This is a genomic window from Phaeobacter sp. NW0010-22, from assembly GCF_040365955.1.
In the GTDB taxonomy this organism is placed as follows: Bacteria; Pseudomonadota; Alphaproteobacteria; order Rhodobacterales; family Rhodobacteraceae; genus OMPR01.
This window is the reverse complement of the sequence record NZ_BAABWT010000012.1, coordinates 36,922-59,877: the sequence shown is the minus strand read 5'-3', so window position 1 is coordinate 59,877 and position 22,956 is coordinate 36,922. Positions and strand designations below refer to the sequence as shown.

Genomic DNA, 22,956 nt, shown 5'->3' with positions numbered 1-22,956 from the left:
CCGTGAACACGCCACGGAGGTGCAGAGAGCAGATGACCGATAACACAACCGAAGACGATCTCAATGGGGTCATTCGCCAGCACTCCGAGTGGCTGGCCGGACAGTTGCATTCGCAGCGCGAGAACCTGTTCCCCCCAAACGCCCAGAAAACGATGCGCAAATTCACCTCGGGTGAAGCGGCCGCGTTGTTGGGGGTCAACGATTCCTATCTCCGCAAGCTGCACCTCGATGGCAAAGGCCCCTCCCCCGAGCTGACGCCGGGCAATCGGCGCCACTATTCCACCCAAGACATTCAGGACCTGCGCGTTCTGCTGGAGAAAACCGCCCGCAAACCCGGCGACTATCTGCCCGGACGCCGCGAGGGCGACCATATGCAGATCCTAGGGGTGATGAATTTCAAAGGCGGCTCAGGCAAAACCACCACCTCGGCTCATCTGGCGCAGCGGCTTGCCCTGCGCGGCTACCGCGTGCTAGCCATCGACCTTGATCCACAGGCCTCTTTGACCGCCCTGCACGGCGTCCAACCTGAATTCGATCTGGTGGACGGCGGAACCCTCTATGACGCGATCCGCTACGAGGATCCCGTTCCGATCCGCTCGATCATCCGGCCCACCTATATTCCGAACCTCGACCTGATTCCGGGCAACCTCGAACTGATGGAATTTGAACACGAAACCCCCCGCGCCTTGGCTCAGGGCAACGCGGGCATGTTCTTCTTCCGGGTCAAAGAGGCGCTCGCCCAGGTCGATGATGACTATGACATCGTGGTCATCGACTGCCCGCCACAACTGGGCTTTCTCACCATGTCGGCCCTGTCGGCTTCGACCGGGGTGCTGGTCACCATTCACCCCGAAATGCTCGACGTCATGTCGATGAGCCAGTTCCTGCGGATGACCGCTGACCTGATGGATGTGATCGCCGAAAGCGGCGCGGATATGTCCCACGACTGGATGCGCTACGTCCTGACCCGGTATGAGCCCTCGGATGCGCCACAAAACCGGATCGTCGCCTTCCTGCGCACGATGTACGGGGACTCGGTTCTGAATGCCCCCATGCTCAAGTCCACGGCGATTTCAGACGCAGGCCTGACCAAACAAACCCTCTACGAAGTAGAACGCAGCGCCTTCACCCGCGCGACCTATGATCGGGCCGTCGAAAGCCTGAACGCCATGAACGATGAAATCGCAGATCTGATCCAGAAAACATGGGGGCGCTCATGACCACATCGAAAAAGAAACGAATGTCCATGCTGGACAGTCTCGCTGCCGCCGGAGGCCCCGCCTCTGCCGCGGCCCCCTCGATGATGTCCAACAACCGCGCCCTGCGGTCCGCCCGCGATGCGGTGGATTCCCATCACGTCTGGGAACTGGACGCAGACACCATCGCTGATGATCGTTTGGCCGACCGGCTTGACCCCGAAGACGTCGCCGACCTACGCGACGCGATCGAAACCAATGGCCAGACCGTGCCTATTCTGGTGCGCCGTCATCCAGAAGACGCCGACCGCTACCTGCTTGTGTATGGCCGCCGTCGGCTCGAAGCGATCCGCCACTCGGACAAGGTCACCAAGGTCCGCGCCCTGATCGCGAACTTGGACGAAGATGCCGCCGTACGGGCGCAAATCTCTGAAAATATGGCTCGACGCGATCTTTCGTTCATAGAAAAAGCATTATTTGCCAAAGAGTTAGTTGAAAGTGGCTTTGGCAATCAATCCCAGGTCGCCGAAGTTCTGACCGTCACTAAATCCTCGGTGTCCATGGCCATCGCCATTGTTGACATGGTTGGCGTCGATCTTGTGCGCGCCATCGGATCGACCCATGGTATTGGACGCCCGCGCTGGGAAACGCTTGGCAAAGCCATCGAAGAAAAAGGCGCGGATCGCGCCCGGCTGATGACCATAGCCGATGACGTCTATGCAAAGGCCTCGGTCGACATTCTGATCGAAGACCCGATAACAGAGCCGGCCGACACCTCGGTGCTCGCGTTCGAAGCGGTCAGCAAAGCAGTCGGAAAGCCAACAGCTGAGAAAAGCACCGCCGCCCCCTCCCCTGCCCGCCCAACCAGCCACCCGCTGATGCTTGCAGGCACGCGCAGCGGAACCGTGAAACGCACCGCCAAAGGGATATCTCTGAACGTCGACAACAGCGCCTTTGCCGACTGGTTAGAGACCGAGGCACAGGATGTAATTCAAGACCTTCACGCGCGTTGGTTACGGCGCGGCGAAGACTGAGGACGAGCAAAAAATAACAAAGGAGGCATGAGCCGACAAAAGAAAAGGCCCCGTAAAGACATAGCTCCACGAGACCCTAACTTGTTTCTAGCACCTTCAAGGTAGTGTCGAGCAATCTGAACCGCAAGTCCAAAGTGATTCGCGGCACGGGATTTCTTTGTCTTCATGAATAAAAATGACCTACAATCCTGTAACGCCGTTTCGGCGAACCCTTGATGCTGCCATTTTGAAACATCATTCCAGAACGCAAAAGGATCTTCCCCCAAGTGGTGTTAACAAATGGGAAATCCTGCGCGAACTGGCAGCTGCCCGCACTGCTTTTGATCTATCAGACCGGGATATTTCCGTGCTGCAGGCTTTGATCAGCTTTCATCAAGCGACACTTCTGGGTGGCAACAACCCTGATCTGGTGGTGTATCCGTCGAACAAATCAATCTGTGAACGCCTCAATGGCATGCCCTGCTCAACCATGCGGCGTCACCTTGCGCGACTGGTACAGGCCGGTCTGCTGCTGCGTCGCGACAGCCCGAACGGCAAACGCTATGCCCGCCGCTATGGCTCGGAAAAAACCGCCTTTGGGTTTGACCTCACCCCCCTTGTGCAGCGCGCGGACGAAATCCGCGACACTGCCGAAACCATTCGCGCAGCCCAAGAACAATACACTCGCCTCAGAGAAACGGTCAGCCTGATGCGTCGCGATCTGGCAGGTCTTGCTGAATACGGCGCAGAGCTGCGTCCTGACTTGACTGTATGGGATCAGTTTTCCGATCTCGCCATCCTAACCGCACGCGATCTCCGCAGAAAGCAGCCATTCGATGCGTTGCTGGACATCGAGACCCGTTTGAACACCGCGCTCGTTGCAGCCAGAGACATTCTTGAGCCACAAGAAACAGCCGTTTTGAGCACCACAGAGTCTCTATCTGAGCAGCACCATCAGAATTCAGATAAAGACTCTTATGAATCTGAACAGACCAATATCACAACATACATCCCCGAGGTTCCGAACAAGTGCACAAGCAAAGAAGATAACGAAACGCCCCCTGCCCTTCCAGATGTTGAGCAAGACCATAAGCTGCCTCGTATTCCGCTCAGTATGGTTCTCGCAACCTGCACAGAACTCCAAACATATGCCAAAGGTCCCGTTCGCCATTGGCATGATTTGGTAAGAGTCGCTGAAACCATTCACCCAATGATGGATATTTCCCCCACCGCTTGGGAAGATGCAAAAACCGCAATGGGTCCAGAAGAAGCGGCTGTTGTTGTTCTCTGCATCTTGGAACGGTTCGAGACCATTCGTTCTGCTGGAGGTTACCTAAGATCGCTGACTGCCAAAGCTAATCTTGGAACGTTCTCCTGCGGTCCAATGATCATGGCATTGATGCGGAGGGATGCCGCATGAGGACGAAGTTCACAGCTGTGAACCGTTCCCTTGCCTGTGCTCGGGTTCACAGCTGTGAACTTTGCAACGCGTCTAACAACCCTGAAACAGCGCGTGATTTAGCCGTGCTATTCGCCAGAGCTGTTTCTGGTGTGTGTTGTGTGATTGCAAAGAACGAATGCGGCAATGGTAGACCAACAGTGCTTGGAACAACGAGTTTCTGTTGATCCAGCAATTCTTGGAACAGTTGCTTTGGAACAAGAGCTATCCCACCCCCATTCGCAGCCAAGGTTGCCGCCACCGCAGACCCGCCAACCCGCAGCCCTTTTCGTGGATCAGGATTACGTGGTTTCCCCATTTCACGAAACCAAGCCGCCCATGTGGGGTACGAGGCATAGCTCTCTCCCCAATCGGTGTGGATGAAGTGACTGTCTGAAAGCGAAGTTAAATCCCCATCCTTGAGATGGTCACTAAGAAACCTTTCTGAGCACATTGGATAGGTTACATCCGAGAACAAAGGCATGGCTGACATTTGGGGATACAAGTGATTTTCATAGGTCAGGCGAACGTCCACTTGAGACCGCGCCAGGTCAACGGGATCAGCTTCTATCTTCAGCTCAACCCCTGTGTCTGGAAACCTCTCGCGAAATCGCGCCAACGCTGGGGCGACCCATTGGACGGACAACGACTGAATGGTGCTGAGGACAATGCTGGATCGGGCATCGTTTTCGAGTAGCTGATCCGAGATAGTCGAAATCTCTGTTAGGGCCGCTGAAATCGATGGGTAAAGTTGACGACCCGCATCGGTCAGATGCAATTCGTTGTGGGTGCGCAGGAACAGCTTTTTGCCAAAGTAGTCCTCGGCCTTGCGCACTTGCATGCTGACGGCTGGTGGAGACACCCCCAGTTCAGCCGCTGCTGCCGTAAACCCCCCAAGCCGTACCGTGGCCTCGAAAGCCTTGAGCGGGTTCAAAGGAGGCAGGCGCATCGCGTCATCCCGATCTGGCAAAGAAAAACTGTGCCGAGATATACAATTTGTGGATTTGAAAAGCCAGCAAACTCGGGTCACTGTCGGGTCAAAGGAAGGGATTGCGCATGGCTAAGATGGAAATTGAATATCTGGGAAAACCAGAGATCGACAAATTGGCGCTGACCAATGATGAAATTCTGTCAGCGGTGGAACAAGGGTTGATCGCTGCGGGGCAAGGCAAAACGGTGATCGAGCCACGTATGCATCTGACCTCTGATCCGGCGTTCAACGGGCATTTCAATGTGCTGCGTGGCTATGTGGAGCCTCTGGGCTATGCTGGGGTCAAAGTTGTTGGGGACTTTGTCGACAATTACAAACGCGGGCTTCCCTCAGAGTTGGCGTTGCTGAACCTGTTCTGTCCCCGGACCGGTGCGCCGCTCGCAGTGATTGACGCTGCTGGGATTACGGACATGCGCACCGGGGCTTTGACCGCGCTGGGGGCGAAATGGTTAGGGCCAAAGAACCCGAAAATCCTTGGCCATCTCGGGGCACGTGGGACGTCGTATTGGAATGTGCGTTTGTTGGATCACCTGTTTGATTTCGACGAAATCCGCGTGCATTCCCGCCGTCCTGAAAGCCGCAATGCCTTTGGCGAGAAGCTGAGCCAGGATCTGGGCAAGAAGGTCATCGTGACGGAGGATTGGGAAAGCTGTCTGTCGGGTGCGGATATCATGATTGAAGCCACGCGGCTGAACGAACCGACTCCGATGTTTGACCGCTCTTGGGTGAAAAAAGGTAGCTTTGTTGTACCGTATGGCACCATGAGCGCCTTGCCGTTGAATTTTGTCGATGGGTTTGACAAGTTTGTGATGGATGATCTGGGACAGATGCGGGCCGGGCACTTAGGGGCACTGCGGCCGCATATTGATGCAGGGAAGATCACCGAAGAAAGTTTCTATGCAGAGATCGGAGAGATCGCGTGCGGTGCGAAGCCCGGGCGGGAATCTGACGATGAAACCATCCTGTTCTGGCATCGGGGCATGTCGACCGGGGACATCGCATTGGGGGCTAAGATTTTGGACAAAGCGCGCGACATGGGGATTACACAGAACCTGCTGTATCGCGATGAATGATCCGGTTTTGCATCTGGATGGCAGCGCGCTTGATCTCGTCGGCCTGTACCGCGCGGCGCATGGGACACCGCGTATTGCCCTAAGCCAGAGCGGTCTGGATGCGATGGCCGCAAGCCACGCCATGGTGCAGCAGGCGATCCGGGGTAAGGTGCCAGTATACGGGGTGACCACTGGGCTGGGCGCGCGGTCAACCGAGGTTTTGGATGACAAGGCGCTTGCGGATTTCTCGGTTCAGACGTTGCGGGGCAGGGCGCATGCGATTGGCCCAGAGGAATGCCGTGAAATCATCCGGGCGGGTATGATTGTGCGGCTGAACACCTTGCTGTGTGGGTATAGCGGTGCGCGACCCGAACTTGCCCTGCATCTGGCCAAATGTCTTGAGGCGGATTTGACCCCGGTCAGTGGCCAGATCGGATCAATTGGCGCAGCGGATTTGATTTTAAACGCGACCGTCGGTCTGGCTTTGATTGGCGAAGGTCAGATGAGGGACAGCAGTGGCGCGGTTGGTCCAAGCTCTGAGATGATGGCGGGGCAGGGGATCCCTGCATTTGTTCTGGCCCCGCGCGAGGGGTTGGCGCTGGCCAATCATACAGGGGCTGTGGGAGGGGCAGCGGCTTTGGCAGTGTATGAGGCGCAAATTGCGTTTCAAGCGGCTCAGACAGCCGCTGCGTTGTCTGTTGAGGGGTTTAGGGCCAACCTTGGCCCATTGGATGCGGCGATATTGGCGGTTAAACCTCATCCCGGCCAGTTGAAGGCGGCAGCGGGGCTGAGAGATCGGTTGGCAGGCAGCGTCTTGGCTGACACGACGCAGGCCCGGCGGTTGCAGGATCCGCTGAGTTTTCGCAACGTTGTGCAGATCCATGGTACGACGCAGAGCGCTTTGGATCAGGCGGCGGCGAGTATTGAGATTGAGATCAACAGTGCCAGCGACAATCCGGTGGCGCTGGTTGAAACCGGCAAGATCCTGTCGAGTGGGGCCTATTTCACCTCGGAAATCAGCAGTGTTGTGGAAACGCTGAGTCGAAGCTTTGTGGCGCTGGCGTTTGCGCAATTGGCCCGGGTTTCCAAGATGTTGAATCCTGTTTTCAGTGAATTGCCAAGCTTTCTAGCCAAACCAAACAGTGCTTCAAACGGGTTTGCGCCGGTGATGAAACCGGCGGAAGCCTTGGTGATGGAATTGGCGCATCAGGCGCAACCGGTTCCGATTTGGCCCAGTGTGAACGCCAATGGGGTTGAGGATTGCATGACCGGGTCCCCGGCGGCGGTCAAAGCGTTGATGCAGGTCGTTGACCGGCTGCGTCGTCTGACTGCGATCGAGATGTTGGTGGCGGGGCAGGCGGTGGCGTTGCGCGCGTGTGAACCGGGTGTGGCGCCATATTTGAACACCGTCCTGGGGCAGGTGCGCAGCCTGTCACTGGCGTTTGAACAGGACCGGCCTTTGGGCGGCGACATCGAGGCGTTAGCAGATCATATTCGGGACCGGGGTTTGGGCGTATTTGAAGTCATGGATTAGATTTTATATCTAAAGCATTGTAATATATATGTTAAATTCAAAAATATTTTTGAATTTGGATAGGGCAGGGGGCTTTGAGTGGGGTTTAAGCCTTTATTTGCCGTGGGCCCTTGGTTCATTTGCGAGAACCGCGAAGTTTTGGGTGACCAGAGCGGGCGCATATACGACGCGTCCGCTCTGGATCTTTCGTGATGGGGGCTGGGGAGAGTGAGGAGCCGGATCACCACGAAAGAAGGGGAATGCCTTGGGGCATGTATCTTAGGTTCAGAGGCTGAGGGCCATTTGTTCTGCGTTCACAGTCAGGTCCGCGATCATCTTCTCTGACCAACTCAGCGCGCCAGAGGTCAGCAGGAAGACTTCGGGGACGACCACCCATTCTGCGATCCATACACCGCCCGAACGTTCATGTTGATGCAAGGTCAGTTCCCCGATTTGTTCAGACCGCTGCCGTCCGAGGCGGCCGACGGCTTCGGCGAATTCGCTGGCCCGTTGGTTCCGCTTGTGATGCATCGACGAGGACGCGCCTTTTCCTGTGACATGGCATTCAGACACTTCGGCAATGTCAGAGGACGACAGCAGATTGATGTTGTGGGCGATCTTGCAGAGGGTCGCGCAGAGCGCCCCAAGCGCGGTCACAATATCTGACAGGCCGTCGCGTGCGTTTTGCCAATGTGGGTCGATTTGGCCAAGACCCAGAGCGTCTGCAACGCCGGTTTTGACGGCTTGGCCGGTGTCTCCGTCATATTTTGCCAGATCTCCGAGCGGGCCACCGATTTGCACATTCAGGCCGCGTGTGGCGGCGTCTTGCAGGGCCTGCTCCCGGCGCAGCAATTCTGAACGCCAGACCTGTAGTTTGTTGGTCATGGCCATGGGGACCGCGTGTTGGCCGTTGGTGCGCCCGATTATCTGCGTGTCTTGCTGTTCGCTGATATGGCGATCCAGCTGGGTGATCAGTCGCTCGATGGTGTGGGCGATATTGTCAAGGCTCAGCTTCATCTGCATTGCGAGGGCTGTGTCCAGAATGTCCTGTGTGGTGCTGTTGTAGTGGGCATAGGGGGCAAGGTTTGGGCCAATATGGGCGCGCATCTGAGCGACCAGATCGACGATTGGGCGGCCAACCATCGTCATGGCATCCCGCATCTGGTCTTGGTCCAGATGCGAGGCAGAAAAGGTGGCGATCTTGTCGGCGGCCTCTTGCGGGATCAGCCCGGATTGGGCTTGAACATTCGCAAGGGTTTGTTCGACCTTGATCCATGCCGAAAGCGTTGAGTTTTCTGACCAGATCCGGCGCATTTCGACATCGCTAAAGCAATCTTGTGAGAGGTGCCAATTAAGCATCGCCAAGACCCCCTTGGGCAATCTTTTGCTCGCGCAGGATCGTGCGAATACGAAACGCCATGGCGGCCAGGCCAATTGCCAGGAACAGCGCCGCGATGGGGCGTTCGATGAAGACAAGCGCGCCGCCATCTGACATCAGCATGGACTGGCGGAAGGTTTCCTCGGCGCCTTTGGCGAGCACAAAAGAGATGACAAAGGCCGCGATGTTGAAATCGTATTTGCGCATCAGCCAGCCGACGAACCCGGCCACTGTCATGACGGTGACGTCAAACATGGACCCACGGGCGGAATAAGCGGCTACAAACGAGGTCAGAAAGATCATCGGATAGAGCACGTTCGTCGGAATTTTCAGAATGATCCGGGCGACTTGTGTTGCGCCGAAATATCCGATCAACCCGTAGGCAAGGATGCCCAGCATGCCACAGGCAAAGAGTCGGTAGACGAGTTCTTTGTCGGTCAGGAACAGCGTTGGGCCGACCTGAATGCCGTGGATCAGAAAGACGCCCAACAGGATCGCGCCAATGGTGGAGCCGGGGATGCCAAGTGTGAGCAGCGGGGCCATTGAAGGACCAGAGACCGCATTGTTGGCGGCTTCGGGGGCGGCGACACCTTCGAGGGCGCCCTTGCCCCATTTTTCGGGGTTTTTGGCACGGCGTTTGCCTTCGCCGTAAGAGATGAAGGCGGCAATTGCAGAACCCAGACCGGGCAGGACACCGATAAAGGCTCCGATGACACCACCACGCAGGGCATGGGGCAGGCAGGGTTTGTATTCATCCCATGTCAGGGTGTTGTCGTCGCCTGCCTGATCGTTGACTTCGATCTCTGCGTTCTTGGCTTTTTTGCGTTCTTCGAGCTGAGCGAAGACTTCGCCCAAGACAAAGACACCGATCATCAGCGGCACTAGGCCGATGCCGTTGGACAGGTCAAAAGACCCGAAGGTATAGCGTTCTTGGCTGGAAATTGGATCAAGACCAACCATGGCGACCAGAATACCGATGAAGGCAGAGGCCAGACCTTTCAGGATGGATTTGCCGATGACCGATCCGATCACCACAAAGGCGGCGAAGTAGATGGCAAAGGTCTCGGGTGGGCCCAGCTTCAACGCCAGCGCCGCAATGAAGCCAACCCCGACAACCAACATGATATCGCCCATGAAATCACCAATCACCGAAGAAATGGTGGCGACCTTCATCGCTTTGCCTGCCTTGCCGCTTTTGGCGAGGGGATAGCCGTCAAGCTGTGTCGCGGCAGAGGCGGCGGTGCCCGGCGTGTTGAACAGAATGGCGGCGATTGATCCGCCATAGCGGCCCGATTTTCCGATCACATAGAGAAAGGCGAGCGCAAACAGGGGTTCCATGTAAAAGGTGATCGGCAGCAGCATCGCAATCGCGGCTGAGGCCGTCAGACCGGGAATGGCGCCAACTATCATCCCGACAATAGCTGCCAAAAGGATGGCGGCCAAGAGCATTGGGTCTGAGATGACAGAAAGAAGTGCGGGAAATATATCCATGTCTCTTACCCCTGGATCGCATCTAGCAGGTCAAACACTTCGCCAAATGGCGGGAAGACCCCGAGAAGTTCAAAGAAAATGATGTGGTAGATCAGCGGGCAAAGGACGACCGAAACGGCCAGGCCAATTTTGCTGCGCACGCCGAACATATACAGCACAACGGGCGCCGTTATGGCGGTGGGCAGCACATAGCCGAACCAGCGGATGGAGTGCTGATAGAGAAGGGCAATCGCAAACAGCGCGAGGATCTCGAGCACCGCGTTGTTCTCGGCGCTCTGCGACTTGTCGTTTGGTGTTGAGCTGCGAAGTGCACCTAAGATCATGAATGCTGCGATGATTAACAGCCCAAGTCCGGCACCAAATGGCACGATCCCAGCCCAAGTTTCATTGTCGGCAGCGGCTGGTACGTTCCAGACCCCAATGATTGCGAATAGGCCGAGTGCAAAAAGCACCACACCTTCGGATAACGCGCGCATAATTTGCCCCTCCCACGGTCAAAAAATTGGGGCCAACGCGGACTGCGCTGACCCCTGTGAGTGATTATTTGGTCAAGCCTGCAACGAGTGGGGCTGCGTCGGCCTTCATCGCGGTCAGGCCCGCTTTTGCATCTGCGCCATTGGCGTAAACAGGACCGGTGCCGCGTTTTGCCAAAAGCTCGGCAAATTCTGGCTTTGCGGCGATCTCTGCCAGCGCGGCTTCCATGGCTGTGATGACCTCTGCTGGGGTGCCTTTGGGGGCAAAGACGATGACGGGTGAGGACACGGCTGCAAACGGAATGCCCAATTCACCAAAGGCGGGGACTTCGGTCATGATGCTATCGCGTTCGGCGCTGTTGACGGCGAGCGCGCGCAGGTTGTCTTCGAAGCCGGCCAATTGCTGAACGCCTAAGAAGCCGAAATCAGCTTGCGATCCGATCAATGCTGCCCGTGTTGGGCCGCCACCTTTGAACGGAACATCCTGGGCTTCGATGTTGTTGTTGGCCAAGAAACCAAGGCCTCCGACAAAGTGGAACCCACCGCGACCGGAGTGTGCCCAACGCAGTGAGCCGGGGTTGGCCTGTGCAGCGTCGATGACATCCTGAACGGTTTGGAATGGGCTGTCTTTGGGCACCATCAGCGAGGTCTGCAGCTTGCCGACCTGAGCGACGAATTCAAAGGATTCCAGCGCGTCAATTTTTGTATCCCGTGTCATTGTGGACAGCAGGAATGACCCACCAGAGGTCATCATCATGGTGTAGCCATCGGGACGTGCGCCAACCACCGAGTTCGCGCCGTTCAAGCCGCCGGAACCGGGCTTGTTCACAACAACGACGGGCACATCCAGTACATCAGCGGCAGCGGCAGAGATGGCACGTGCGTAGGCATCCGTTCCACCGCCCGCTTTGTAGGGGACAACAAGGTTAATGGGGCGCTTGGGCCAGTCTGCCGCGACGCTTGCGGTTGCGGTGACAAAAACTGCAACGCCTGCAAGAGCGGCTGAGATGAGTGATCTGCGGTTCATTTTGGTCCTCCCTGAATATCTTAGGCCAGAAGTTAGCAGAGCAATAATGTTGCGAAAAATGCAAAGATGTTTAGTTTACTTGCAGAAATTGCAAGTGAGAAGGTGTTGCTATGAACATCAAAGCCTTACGCGCCTTTCGCGCGACCCTTTCTGAAGGATCATTGGCGGCGGCGGGTAAAATATTGAACCTGTCACAGCCCGCAGTCAGTCGATTGATCTCGGGGCTTGAGGGCGAATTGCGCCTGACACTGTTTGATCGGTCTGGACGCAATTTAGTGCCGACACCAGAGGGCACCGCATTTTACCGTGAGGCGGGGCGCATTCTGGATAACCTTGATGAGGTGCCCAAAATCGCTGCTGAAATCCGGGCTGGACGCACCGAGAACCTGCGGATTGTTGCGATGCCGCGGATTGCGCAGGCGTTGGCGTCGCCGGCGGTGGCGCGGTTTGTTCAGGATTTTCCGGATGTGGGCGTCAGTCTGGATGTGCGCGCCCGCCGTGAGGCTAGCAAATGGTTGGCGGGGCGGGAATATGACATCGGGATTGGGGCTTTGCCTGTGGATCACCCCGAAATCCGGACCGAGTTGTTGTTGCGGGTTCGGGCGCAGGCCATTGTCCCTGCGGATCACCCTTTGGCAGAGGCCGAGACGCTTTCGGTTGATGATCTGGCAGAGGTTCCAGTTATTCGTTTGATGCATGGTCTTTTGTTGCGTGATCAGCTGGATGATATGTTCCAATCCGCGGGCATCCTGCCGAAACATCAGTGCGAGGTGGCCTCTTCTTCGCTGGCATGTGCTCTGGTTGCGGATGGGGCGGGGATCACGATTGCGGATGAATTAGTGGCCGCGCAAGTTGACCAAACGCGAATCCGGGCGATCCCGATTACACCCGAACGCTGGATGTCATTTGGGTTGCTGTTCCCGGTCAACGTTGCCCCAACAGATGCATCAGATCGTTTTGTCCACGCCTTGAGATCGCACATTGCGGGGCTTGCTGAGAACAGCACAACGATTACGCTGCCTTTGGATTAAACCCTTTTTGGTCTGGGGTTTGTGCAGGGCATATAACAGCGTCGCGATGCGCCGATTGCAGGGGGTGACCGGGTCGACCATGATGTAAAAATCGTCGATCATCTACAAGCACCACCGTTTTCCATCTGAGATTATCGCTCACACAAGGGGTTGAACAATCGCGTTGAAAACAGCCATCTGCCTTTCCGAAAGCGAGAGCGAACGATGCAAGGGTGTCGATTACCAAACTTTGGGGGGACAAGCCGCGACGCCCGGTTTGAGCGGTCTTTGATGCGGCGTTAAATTGACATTACGTCTGGTTTGATTGATCAGATGGAAATTCCATTTAAGTTCAGATCCCCCCATGAAGTTGCTTGATACCAACCCGTTACCGCTTGATCATCCTGCATTGGTGCCGGATTTTTGGACCAGTGCGATACTGGCTCATCCCAGAGTGGACCCGAAGGACCGTGTTGCCGTTCTGATGGGCCTTGGATTGCCTGCGGATACCAGTTCAACGCACGAATTGGCCGTGACGCAGAACCACGAGGCCGCGTTGTTGGATCGATTGGCTGATCGTTTGAACCATCCGCTGTTTGGGGCCGAGGCCGGGACATTGCATGATCCCCGTCGAGGGTCGATTTTGACCTATATTTCGATGGCGGCTGATACGTTGAGCGATCAATTGGATTTGCTGGCGCGCTATATGCCAATCACGCGCACCAAGGCACGGTTGTCGATCGAGAAAACGCCGGGGCTGGCAACCATCGTGTTGTCAAACACGGACCCCAAAATTCAGGAGCATCGTCAGCATACTGAATTTGCCGCTGCCGCGGTCATCAAGATGATGCAGACAACGATTGGGCAAAATCCTGCGGTGCACCTGCGGTTGGCTCATGGACAAGAGAGCGATGTCGACGGGATGGCGCAGATTTTGGGCTGCCCCGTCAGTCTGGGCGCGCGGCGGTTGGAAATTCAGCTGTGTCCTGAGCTGTTGCAACATCCGGTGAACAATGCGGACAGCCGATTGTTGCAACATCTGCGTGCGTATGGGGATATTTTGCTCAAGCGTCGGCGTGTCGATGGGGGGTCGATCCGGGATGCGATTGATACCGTAGTGTTGCCTCGTCTGTCGCATGGTGTTCCGACCCTGACCTCTGTTGCGCAATTGCTTGGGCTGAGCGCACGCACCTTGTCGCGCCGGCTGAGTGCCGAGGGGCTAAGCTTTCGCCAAGTGATCGAGGATTTGCGGTACGATCTGGCGCGTCACTACCTTGCGGATCCTAATCTGCCTTTGGCGGAAATCGGGTTTCTGCTGGGTTTTGCGGATCAAAGCAGCTTTGGCACCGCCTTTCGCAGATGGGCCGGAGATACACCATTCAAATACAGAAGTGCGCTGTAATTTGCCGATAACCCTAGATTGTATCGGCGTAAGTTCGCATATCTTAAAAGTGGCGTGAAATGACCAAATCTTGGCTCTTGCGCCAAAGACAATGGTTCGCTCCTTGTGTCACCTGAAGATCCTGCATGACGCTTTTTCGTCATGCCCACTCACGATCAACAGGAAGCCGGTATGACATCAAAAGGCAGCTATGTAGAATTTCGCGATGCGCTTAGGGCGTTTGAATCTGGTTGGGACCGGGACCGCTATGAAAGTGGAAATATTTCCGATGCACAGCTGACCCAATGGGCGGGCGGGCCGGTCACAGAGTTCTTTCCGAACTATTCCAGTTGGGGGGATCTGACGGATCAGGAATGGGATGCGATGTCCTATCAATCGACCAATTCGCTTGGGTTTGTGGGGTACCAATTCGGCGAAGCGTTGCTGATTGATCTTGGCTATTACGACGATGACAAATTTTATGGAAATGGGGAATCCACGAACACGTGGGACGGCGCCTGGACCGGCAAGAACGGGGTGAACTCCCTGGACGAACTCAAGACCAAAGCCGCACAGGAAGTCGCCATTCAGGAAGCTTTTGGGCACAATCTGAAAATTATTCAGAACGGGTTGGCGCAACAGGGCAAAACTCTGGACGACTTCTTGGGAACCACCACCACGTACAATGACAATGGCACGCAGGTGACGGTCGAACTGACCTTGACCGGGATCATGGCGGCGGCGCATTTGCGCGGGGCCTTTGGCACCTTGAACCTGCTTTTGAACGGAGCGGTGTCAAACGATGAGTATGGTACGTCCATCTTGCGCTATGTCGATCAGTTTGGAGGATACGATGGCCCGTCGGTGGATGAGGCTATCGAGTTTTTCGAGAGTCGGATTACCGGAGATGAGGGGCTTGGCACGCCTGATGGGGGTGGGCCCGACCCGGTTGATCCTGATCCGACCCCGACCCCGGATCCAGATGCGGGGGATGGGTTTTCCAATGGGGCAATTACCAAGGAAAACGCCGACGTTGTAGTGACTTGGTCTTGGGGAGCGACGCGGATCGTGACCGATTTTGACCCGGCGCAGGACACGTTGTTCATTGATTGGTTCAGTGCCGAACAATTGGAAATTGAAGAGGCCGAGCAGGGGCTTGTTCTGAGTGTTGGGGCGAACAATCAAACACTGACCTTGCAGGGCTTGACGTTTGCGGACCTGGTTCCGACCAACATCAATGCCCTAGACGCCAGTTTGCGGGCAGAGTTGGTTAGTTTGACCGACACAACGGAACCCGGAGACGGCGATGACCATGGCGACGGAGATGGCCATGGGGGAATGGACGGTACCATGACCACCATTACGTTGACCTCGGGCAATCAGACTGTCGACGGGTTCGATATAACCAAGGACATGGTTCACATTGAAGGTGGAATTACGGCGGAACGCCTTCAGATATTTGAAGAAAGCGGCGATGCGCTGGGATTAACCACCCGGATCGTTGTGACCGATTCAGCCGGTGCGATCTTATCCACTACAATCCTGAAAGGGGTCGCTCTGTCTGATCTGACGTTGTCCAATTTTTCGATCGCTGAACAATCGGCGTTGAATGAGGTGGCGTCGGTTATAGGGACCTCGATCACCGATCCGGGCGATGGGCTTGGATATGGCGTCGTTTATGACAGCGATGGGTCAAACCCGCCTGTAATTACGGGCGAGACTGTAGAAGGTGGGGCAAGGTACCGCGCGGATGTGAATGCGGATGATATCATCGGATTTGATCCTGCGCAGGATCAGCTCGATTTCGGCGGCACTTCGGTTCACGGCATGATTGTTACCAAAACCCCCGCGGGTGAGATCGCGATAGATAGCCCGTGGTCCGCGCAGTTGCAGGTCGTAAAAGGCGTGGGCTTTGAAGCCGTAACCATCGACAGCTTTGGTGTGGTCGGCAATGAACACCTGCGTCAGGATATGGGCGGCGTGGTGAGTTGGGAACAAGGCGTTGGCCCGCGCAACGCGGACACCGTTTATGTCCGCAGCCACGAATATGGTGTCCAAGAGGTGGTGAATGATTTCGATCCTTCAACGCAGAAAATCAGCTTTCTGTACTTCGGAACCCGCGAACGGCTGAGCGTCGAAGACACGGATGGGGGTCTGGTGATTTCCTCGCTGCCGACAGGGCAAAGCGTGACGCTGGTGGGCGTAGAACTTGCCGATCTGGTGCCGGGCCGTGTTGAGTTTCATCATGATCAAGTGATGGAAGACAATCTTGAGGTGCCTTTTGGCTTTGATCAGAACGATGTGACACTTGTGGATCGCACTGTCTTGTTGACCCCAACAGCGCCTGCCGGAGATACCACAGACGGGTACCAAACCCGCACTGGTGACATGGGAGGCGGCACAAATCCCGGAGATACTGATGGCGGGACCGATCCCGGAAACGGAGATGGGGAACCCGGTTCTGGCGACGAAATCCAGTTTGTTGAAGGCACGCAGGACCGGGTCGAGGTGACGTGGGATTGGGCGTCCGAGATAACCATCCTTGGGTTTGACCCCGAAGAAGATGTCATCGATTTCAATGCGCTGGCCGCTGAGAACGTTTCGATCCGCGAGGCGGATGGGGATCTGTTGATTGAGGTGCTTGGCAATGGTGGAAACATCACAACCCTAAATGGGATTCAGGCCGAAGATCTGACTTTGAGGTCTTTGACTGCTGAAGATTGGAATGAAATTACCGACCCGGGTGGGGCTCTGATCCAGCAACTGGTTGCGTTGGATTTTAGCTTGGGTTGATGCGTGCGGATCAGGTGAAAAAGCGCCAATGTAGCCTGATCCCGCCCTCGCCAGAGTATGCCTTGGTAATACTCTGGCGGGGTTTTGTTTTTTTTCGGTCGCCACGGCTTTGAGGATCAGCAGGTTACTCGTCTACGAGATTGAACTTGGTATGGCGCTGTTTTCTTTGGTGTTAGGCGTGACAGATCCAGCACTGATGGGGTGCCGATCTAAGACGTTTACTGAACCATACGCACCGAGCCTGACGACTCAATGGGTATTGGTTGAAGAACGGCCGGGGGTAATCCCCTGCTTCTGGTGGCACGTCACTGCTTTCCAATCAGGCAGAACTTTCACCATCCAGTTCTTCGATCATACGGTCGCGCATGATAAATTTTTGCGGTTTCCCGGTGATCGTCATAGGCAGGTCTTCAACGATGCGAATGTAGCGCGGAAATTTGAAATGCGCGATTTGACCCTCACAGAAACTTCTGAGTGCTGAATCGCTCAGCACACTCCCTGGCTTGAGAACGATCCATGCACAAACCTCTTCGCCTAAACGCGGATCGGGCACACCAAAAACCTGAGCTTCGCTGACGTTAGGGTGGCTGAACAGAAACTCTTCGATCTCACGCGGATAAATGTTTTCGCCGCCACGGATAATCATGTCTTTGACCCTGCCAGTGACGGTGCAAAACCCATCCGCGTCCAGAACCGCCAAATCGCCCGTGTGCATCCAGCCATCACGGATGGCCTCGTTGGTGCGAGTGGGGTCCTGCCAATAGCCTTTCATGACTGAATAGCCACGCGTGCACAGCTCTCCCTGCACGCCGACCGGAACGATCTCTCCGGCTTCGTTAATAATTTTCACCTCAAGATGTGGGTGTACGCGACCCACAGTTTCGCAGCGCTGTTGCGTGGTGTCATCCACGAAGCTTTGAAAAGACACAGGGGCGGTTTCGGTCATGCCGTAGCAGATTGTAACCTCATTCATGTGCATCTGATCATTGACCTGTTTCATCACATCCACGGGGCAGGGGGCGCCCGCCATTACGCCGGTGCGGAGGGCTGTTAAATCGCGCGGGGTTGTCGATAATTCCTGCAACATGGCCACAAACATAGTTGGTACACCGTAGAGCGCCGTGCAGCGTTCGTCCGCGAGCGCGGCCAGAGTCGAAGGCGCATCAAACCCTTCACCGGGAAAGACCATCGCGGCGCCTTTGCTAACCGCACCCAACACGCCCATGACCATTCCAAAGCAATGGTAAAGCGGGACTGGAATGGCGAGACGGTCATTTTCAGTCAATTTGATCCGATCAGTCACAAAGCGGGCATTATTGACAATGTTGTAGTGTGAGAGGGTCGCTCCCTTCGGCTGCCCCGTTGTTCCAGAGGTAAACTGGATGTTGATTGCCTCATCCGGTTGCAAGGTTCGGTCGATCTCGGGCAACCGAAGTTGCTGTGCCGGACCACCAAGGGACGACACTTCTTCAAAGCTCCAGATGCCTGCCTCATCGGGTGACTCATCCATCACGATCACGTGCCGCAGATGGGGGAGTTTGCTAGCATGTAGCCGCCCGCGTTCGGACGTTGCCAGTTCTGGGGCAAGTGTTCGGATCATTTCAAGGTATTCGGAAGATTTGAATGCCCGCGCCAGCACTAATGCTTTGCATCCGACTTTGTTCAGGACGTATTCCAGCTCTGACAGGCGATAGGCTGGATTGATATTCACCAGAACCACGCCTATTCGCGCCGTGGCAAATTGGGTCAAAACCCATTCCAACCGATTGGGCGACCAAATACCAAGACGATCGCCTTTTTCTAACCCGAGCGCAAGAAAACCAGACGCCAGAGCATCCACTGCACGGTCAAAGTCATAATAGCTGAGGCGCATGTCAGGAAAAACCAGCGCATCGCGGGGGCCGTAACGCGAAACAGCGTCACGCAACAATTGTGGAATAGTAGCATAGGCCAATTCAGGATGCTTGGGGCCCTGCACATAGGATTTACCGTCTCGCGGAGCGAGATTGTTTTGCGCCCCAACATTTTGATCCAGTCCAAACTGCTGAATACGGCTTGCGATACTTTCATTCAGGATCGTCATAGTGAGGTCTCCTTACATGGTGCGCCAATCGCCTGATTGTTCAAAGGCATGTGCCGCCTGATAGATTTTCATTTCCCCATAGTTCGGTCCAACGAGTTGCAGACCGATGGGTAACCCTTCGCTGAATCCGCAAGGGATGCTCATCGCGGGTAAGCCACCGTTAAAGGGCGCCGTATTGGGCACCATTTCAAATGCACGCTGCACGTACAGGCTCAGTGAGCAATCAACAGGAGGGTGTTCTTGTGGTTTGATGGGCAGTGTTGGCATCAAAAGAAGATCGTATTGCTTGAGTGCGGCCAGATAGCGTTCATTGCACCGGCGCATGATATTTTGGGCCTTTCCGTAGAAACGGCCGCGATACTGACGCTGAAAATGCTCACCAACGAACATACAGGCCTTAAGGGAATGGCTCAGCTCATCCGCCCGCCCTTTCCATTGTGCCATGTGGTCTGTCATGGACGGCAGGAACAACCCGCGGTAATTCGTACCCGTAGAGTTGCCCCACATCATACCATCTTGCAGACCTTCAAGTGTAATCGCGGTCCATGCATCCATGGCGGTGTGATGTTCGGGGATGGAAACGTCTTCTACCCGCGCGCCGAGTTCGCGAAAACGTTCAATGGCCTGCATAACCTTTTGATCCACATCCGATTCCGAGTTGGGGTGGCCGAAACCTTCCATCAGGACCCCGATGTGCAACCCCTGTGCTCCGCGCCCAAGCGCTTCGGTGTAGCTGTAGACTTTGGGGTTGTATTGCCTTGGGTCGAGCCCATCTTCACCCGCCAACACTTCCAACAACAATGCATTATCGGCGACGTTGTTGGTGACTGGTCCGAGGTGATCAATGGTTTGTTCAATCGGCATCGCACCAGTATAGGGAACCAAGCCATGTGTGGGTTTCATCCCATAGCACCCGCAATTTGATGCAGGAATACGGATGGAGCCACCTTGATCCCCTGCGATCGCCATATCGACCTCGCCTGCTGCAACCAAAGCTGCCGAGCCGGCCGAGGATCCGCCCGCCATATAACCGCGTTTGAAGGGGTTGTGGATTGGCCCTTTGGCATTGGTGTGGGACCCGCCGGACAAGCAGAAATTCTCGCAATGCGCCTTGCCCGCGATCACGGCCCCTGCATCCAGCATGCGGGTGACAATGGTGGCGTCGATCTCTGGCGTGTAGCCCTCCATGATCGACGACCCGTTCATCATCGGGACCCCCGCCAAACAAATCGTGTCTTTCAGAGCAATCCGCTTGCCGCGTAGTTTGCCATCGGGGGCGCCGCGTATTTCAGTTTTGACGTACCATGCGTTTAGCTGGTTCTCGGTGGGGTCCGGGAAATAGCCTGGGCTGCGGGGATAGCGCACTTCGGGCAAGTTATCCGGCATGGCGTCAAGCCGGTCATAGGCCTGCATATAAGGTTCGATGATCTCAGTGTATTCAACGAGGTCCTCATCCGACAGGCTCATGCCAAAGCGTTCAGCCATGCTGCGCATTTGGGCAAGGGTTGGACGTTTGATGGTCATGGCATTCACCGTTGAGGCATGGAGTTTCGGAAGAGGCAATTCAGGTGTTGTCGTAGGTGTAGGCGGGAACGATTGGGTGCTGTTCGGTTTGTTTGTTTCTGACGTTGAGCGAGCCGTGTTTTTACGGGTGCCACGTGCGGCTCCGAACCCAAGAAACTGATCGACCTTGGACTGATCGGACAGTTCAGCTCGGGTCAAAGTACCGGTTATCCGACCGCGTTCCAGCACCAGTACCCGGTCGGAAAGGTCTGCTATGAAATCGAAATTCTGCTCGACCAACAGGATCGAAAGCCCGCGCTTCTCGCGCAATTTCAACAGGGTTTCAGACATCTCTTCGATGATAGAAGGTTGAATACCTTCGGTTGGTTCGTCCAGCAGCAGAAAATCCGGATCCCCCATCAGGCACCGGGCGAGCGAAAGCAGTTGTTGCTCTCCGCCGGACAAGGCACCGCCATCGCGATCCAGCAGACGTGTAAGGCGAGGGAAGTCAGCAAGGACTGCGTCCATCACATCGGTTTCAGACCCTGTGCCATGATCATGCCAGGCAAAGCGTAGATTGTCGCGCACGGAGAGCTGCGGAAAGATGCCCCGACCCTGTGGGACGTATCCCACCCCCATCTGAGCGCGCGCATTTGGGGGCAATCCTGTGATGTTATGCTGATCGTAATGAATCTGTCCTGATGTCGCCGGGAGAAACCCCATCAAGGTCTTGAGGAGCGTGGTTTTACCCATGCCGTTGTGACCTAAGACGCCGACGACTTCGTTTTCTGCGACATCAAGGTCGATGCCATGCAGGATCGGCACTTTGCCATACCCACCAGACAGGCCTTTGGTCGACAGCAAGGTATCGCGTTCTTCGGCCATTATGCTTTCTTTCCCAGATAAACGGCGCGCACGTGAGGGTCAGACATGACCTGATCAACGTGGTCTTCCATCAACACGGCCCCTTGGTGGAACACCGTCACGGTTTCCGCGATTGACCGGATAAACTGCATGTCATGTTCCACGATTACGACAGCTGCACGACGGGTTAGTTCGTGGATGATTTCGGTCATGCGATCGACGTCCTGTGCGCTCATTCCTGCAGCGGGCTCATCGAGCAAGACAAGCCATGGGTCGGCAACCGCGACGATCCCCAACTCTACACGTTGTCTTTCTCCGTGCGCTAACTGTCCCAATTCCGTGCGTGCAATGGACCCAAGGGCCAGCCGTTCGATGATCGCATCCGCCCGTGCCCGTGATTCAGCTACGTTGTTAAAACGCCGTGCCGCGAGCCAGATGTTTTCATGCACGCTCAGCGCATCCATGACATTGGGGGTTTGCGTTTTGATACCAACGCCAAGTGCTGCGATCTGGTGAGGTTGCCAGCCTGTCACCTCTTGGCCACGCATGTAAACGTGACCTTCGGTTGGGGTTAACAAACCTGTCACACATTTGAAGAACGTCGATTTGCCCGCACCATTTGGGCCAATCAAACACCGCAACTCACGCTCTTTCAGTTTGAAGTTCACGTTGTCACTTGCTGTGACACCGCCAAAGCGCATCGTTAGACCGTGCGTTTCCAATACCGTTTCAGCCATGTCGTGCTCTCCGCATGCGGCGATTGCTTGGCTTGCGCCTGGTGTGTCCGAATATGCTGCTCAGAAGAGACGCAATGGCAGGCACTAGGCCGCGCGGTAAGAAGAGAACAAACAACACAAGGATCAGCCCGGTGATGAGCGTGTTGTCGATCATGCTTTGCTGGCCAAGCATGAATTTGAGATAAGCCAGTCCCGCAGCGCCAACAATTGGGCCCAACCGTGTGCCAAGGCCGCCAACAATGCACCAGATGATAATTTCGGCCGATTGACCAAGTGAAAAGAGATTGGGGGTAACGATCTCACCCCAATTTGCAAAAAGTGCGCCTGCAAGGCCCGCGATTGCTGCGCCAATGGCAAATAGCACTGTCTTGCGGGCGGCAACATCGTATCCCATCAGGCCCATCCGGACCTCATTTTCGCGAATGCCCAAAGCCATGCGGCCAAAGGACGAACGCAGCAACCATGTGACCAGCAGGTACACAATCACCAATGCTACGGCGCATACATAGAAGTAAGGATCGCCCCAGATATATGCATTCGGGTCACCCGGCACATTCAGTGTCTGAAACCCCGGTATGCCGTTGAACCCACCCAGCCGCGCTTTGCCAATCACATATTGTGGGCCGGCGGTCGAGTTGACGAATTTGAACAAGATCAGCGTGACGACCAGTGTAATAACACCGAGGTAAACATCGGTCAGCCGTCCATAAAACATCATCGCCCCCAAAAGAGCGGCGAATATCGCGGGTACCACCACGGCGAGGATCATCGGGACTGTACTTTCCCCAATGTTGATCGCGGCGATGGCATAGGTATAGGCACCCAGCCCAAAGAATGCCGCTTGGCCAAAGCACAGAATGCCCCCAAAGCCCCAGATCAACCCAAGGCTCAACCCGAGCATGCCGTAGATTACCAGAACGGTCAGTGTGTAGGTACTGATCAGCAGGGGCATCAGCCAAATCAACAGGGCGGACACCACCAGTGTGATCAAAACGTCCTGAGACATTGTTCGC

Annotated in this window: 17 protein-coding genes and 1 pseudogene; 9 read left to right on the top strand and 9 right to left on the bottom strand. The window is 55.7% G+C overall.

Going from position 1 to position 22,956, the window contains the following annotated elements; all coding sequences use genetic code 11:
- The first annotated feature begins 32 nt into the window (after nt 1–32).
- The 3 genes from repA to repC all read left to right on the top strand — a co-directional run bounded on the left by repA (nt 33) and on the right by repC (nt 3,629).
- Complete coding sequence (gene repA, locus ABWV33_RS21240) at nt 33–1,220, top strand: plasmid partitioning protein RepA (protein ID WP_113824164.1); 1,188 nt, start codon at nt 33–35, stop codon at nt 1,218–1,220.
- Nucleotides 1,217–2,230, top strand: a complete 1,014-nt coding sequence (gene repB / locus ABWV33_RS21235) for a plasmid partitioning protein RepB (protein WP_353333637.1) — start codon at nt 1,217–1,219, stop codon at nt 2,228–2,230. Before repA ends, repB begins: the two co-directional genes overlap by 4 nt.
- 175 nt (nt 2,231–2,405) lie before the next feature.
- Nucleotides 2,406–3,629, top strand: coding sequence for a plasmid replication protein RepC (gene repC / locus ABWV33_RS21230; protein ID WP_353333635.1), 1,224 nt, complete (start codon nt 2,406–2,408; stop codon nt 3,627–3,629).
- Nucleotides 3,630–3,675: 46 nt separating this feature from the next.
- Here repC and ABWV33_RS21225 read toward each other — a convergent pair whose 3' ends face one another.
- Nucleotides 3,676–4,596, bottom strand: coding sequence for a LysR substrate-binding domain-containing protein (locus tag ABWV33_RS21225; RefSeq protein ID WP_353333633.1), 921 nt, complete (start codon nt 4,594–4,596; stop codon nt 3,676–3,678).
- 107 nt (nt 4,597–4,703) lie between these two features.
- Here ABWV33_RS21225 and ABWV33_RS21220 point away from each other — a divergent pair, with 107 nt between their 5' ends.
- Together ABWV33_RS21220 and ABWV33_RS21215 are read left to right on the top strand one after the other, a co-directional pair.
- Nucleotides 4,704–5,711: an ornithine cyclodeaminase family protein gene (locus ABWV33_RS21220; RefSeq protein WP_353333631.1), complete on the top strand. Its 1,008-nt coding sequence runs from the start codon at nt 4,704–4,706 to the stop codon at nt 5,709–5,711.
- A complete protein-coding gene (locus tag ABWV33_RS21215; protein WP_353333629.1) occupies nt 5,704–7,224 on the top strand; it encodes an aromatic amino acid lyase in 1,521 nt (506 codons plus the stop codon). Before ABWV33_RS21220 ends, ABWV33_RS21215 begins: the two co-directional genes overlap by 8 nt.
- Before the next feature lie 264 nt (nt 7,225–7,488).
- On the opposite strand, the gene ABWV33_RS21210 is transcribed toward ABWV33_RS21215, so the two are convergent.
- The 4 genes from ABWV33_RS21210 to ABWV33_RS21195 all read right to left on the bottom strand — a co-directional run bounded on the left by ABWV33_RS21210 (nt 7,489) and on the right by ABWV33_RS21195 (nt 11,572).
- Nucleotides 7,489–8,562 (bottom strand): lyase family protein, encoded by a 1,074-nt coding sequence (locus tag ABWV33_RS21210; protein ID WP_353333627.1) that lies wholly within the window; start codon nt 8,560–8,562, stop codon nt 7,489–7,491.
- On the bottom strand, nt 8,555–10,072 hold the full coding sequence (locus tag ABWV33_RS21205) for a tripartite tricarboxylate transporter permease (protein WP_353333625.1): 1,518 nt from the start codon (nt 10,070–10,072) through the stop codon (nt 8,555–8,557). Before ABWV33_RS21205 ends, ABWV33_RS21210 begins: the two co-directional genes overlap by 8 nt.
- A 5-nt stretch (nt 10,073–10,077) precedes the next feature.
- On the bottom strand, nt 10,078–10,548 hold the full coding sequence (locus ABWV33_RS21200; RefSeq protein WP_353333623.1) for a tripartite tricarboxylate transporter TctB family protein: 471 nt from the start codon (nt 10,546–10,548) through the stop codon (nt 10,078–10,080).
- A 64-nt stretch (nt 10,549–10,612) separates the two neighbouring features.
- Entirely contained in the window at nt 10,613–11,572 is a 960-nt protein-coding gene (locus ABWV33_RS21195; RefSeq protein WP_353333621.1) for a Bug family tripartite tricarboxylate transporter substrate binding protein, read from the bottom strand.
- A gap of 110 nt (nt 11,573–11,682) precedes the next feature.
- Between ABWV33_RS21195 and ABWV33_RS21190 the strand changes: the two genes are divergently transcribed.
- From ABWV33_RS21190 to ABWV33_RS21175, 4 genes and pseudogenes are all read left to right on the top strand, one after another.
- Entirely contained in the window at nt 11,683–12,603 is a 921-nt protein-coding gene (locus ABWV33_RS21190; protein WP_113824061.1) for a LysR family transcriptional regulator, read from the top strand.
- Between the two features lie 129 nt (nt 12,604–12,732).
- Nucleotides 12,733–12,849: pseudogene (locus ABWV33_RS21185) on the top strand (IS6 family transposase); the annotation flags it as partial.
- 97 nt (nt 12,850–12,946) lie between these two features.
- Nucleotides 12,947–13,984: an AraC family transcriptional regulator ligand-binding domain-containing protein gene (locus ABWV33_RS21180; protein ID WP_353333619.1), complete on the top strand. Its 1,038-nt coding sequence runs from the start codon at nt 12,947–12,949 to the stop codon at nt 13,982–13,984.
- Between the two features lie 171 nt (nt 13,985–14,155).
- Nucleotides 14,156–16,756: a hypothetical protein gene (locus ABWV33_RS21175; RefSeq protein WP_353333617.1), complete on the top strand. Its 2,601-nt coding sequence runs from the start codon at nt 14,156–14,158 to the stop codon at nt 16,754–16,756.
- Nucleotides 16,757–17,075: 319 nt separating this feature from the next.
- Here the strand turns inward: ABWV33_RS21175 and ABWV33_RS21170 are convergent, their stop codons facing one another.
- Genes ABWV33_RS21170 through ABWV33_RS21155 form a run of 4 tightly spaced genes read right to left on the bottom strand, consistent with a single transcriptional unit; the run spans nt 17,076 to nt 22,949 of the window.
- Nucleotides 17,076–18,839: an AMP-binding protein gene (locus ABWV33_RS21170; protein WP_353333615.1), complete on the bottom strand. Its 1,764-nt coding sequence runs from the start codon at nt 18,837–18,839 to the stop codon at nt 17,076–17,078.
- A 12-nt stretch (nt 18,840–18,851) separates the two neighbouring features.
- Nucleotides 18,852–21,227 (bottom strand): amidase, encoded by a 2,376-nt coding sequence (locus tag ABWV33_RS21165; RefSeq protein WP_353333613.1) that lies wholly within the window; start codon nt 21,225–21,227, stop codon nt 18,852–18,854.
- Nucleotides 21,227–21,943: an ABC transporter ATP-binding protein gene (locus ABWV33_RS21160; RefSeq protein ID WP_113824066.1), complete on the bottom strand. Its 717-nt coding sequence runs from the start codon at nt 21,941–21,943 to the stop codon at nt 21,227–21,229. Before ABWV33_RS21160 ends, ABWV33_RS21165 begins: the two co-directional genes overlap by 1 nt.
- Nucleotides 21,936–22,949 carry a branched-chain amino acid ABC transporter permease gene (locus ABWV33_RS21155; RefSeq protein WP_251134634.1) on the bottom strand — a complete coding sequence of 338 codons (1,014 nt, stop codon included), beginning with the start codon at nt 22,947–22,949 and terminating at the stop codon, nt 21,936–21,938. The genes ABWV33_RS21160 and ABWV33_RS21155 overlap by 8 nt, the downstream gene beginning before the upstream one ends.
- Between the last annotated feature and the right edge of the window lie 7 nt (nt 22,950–22,956).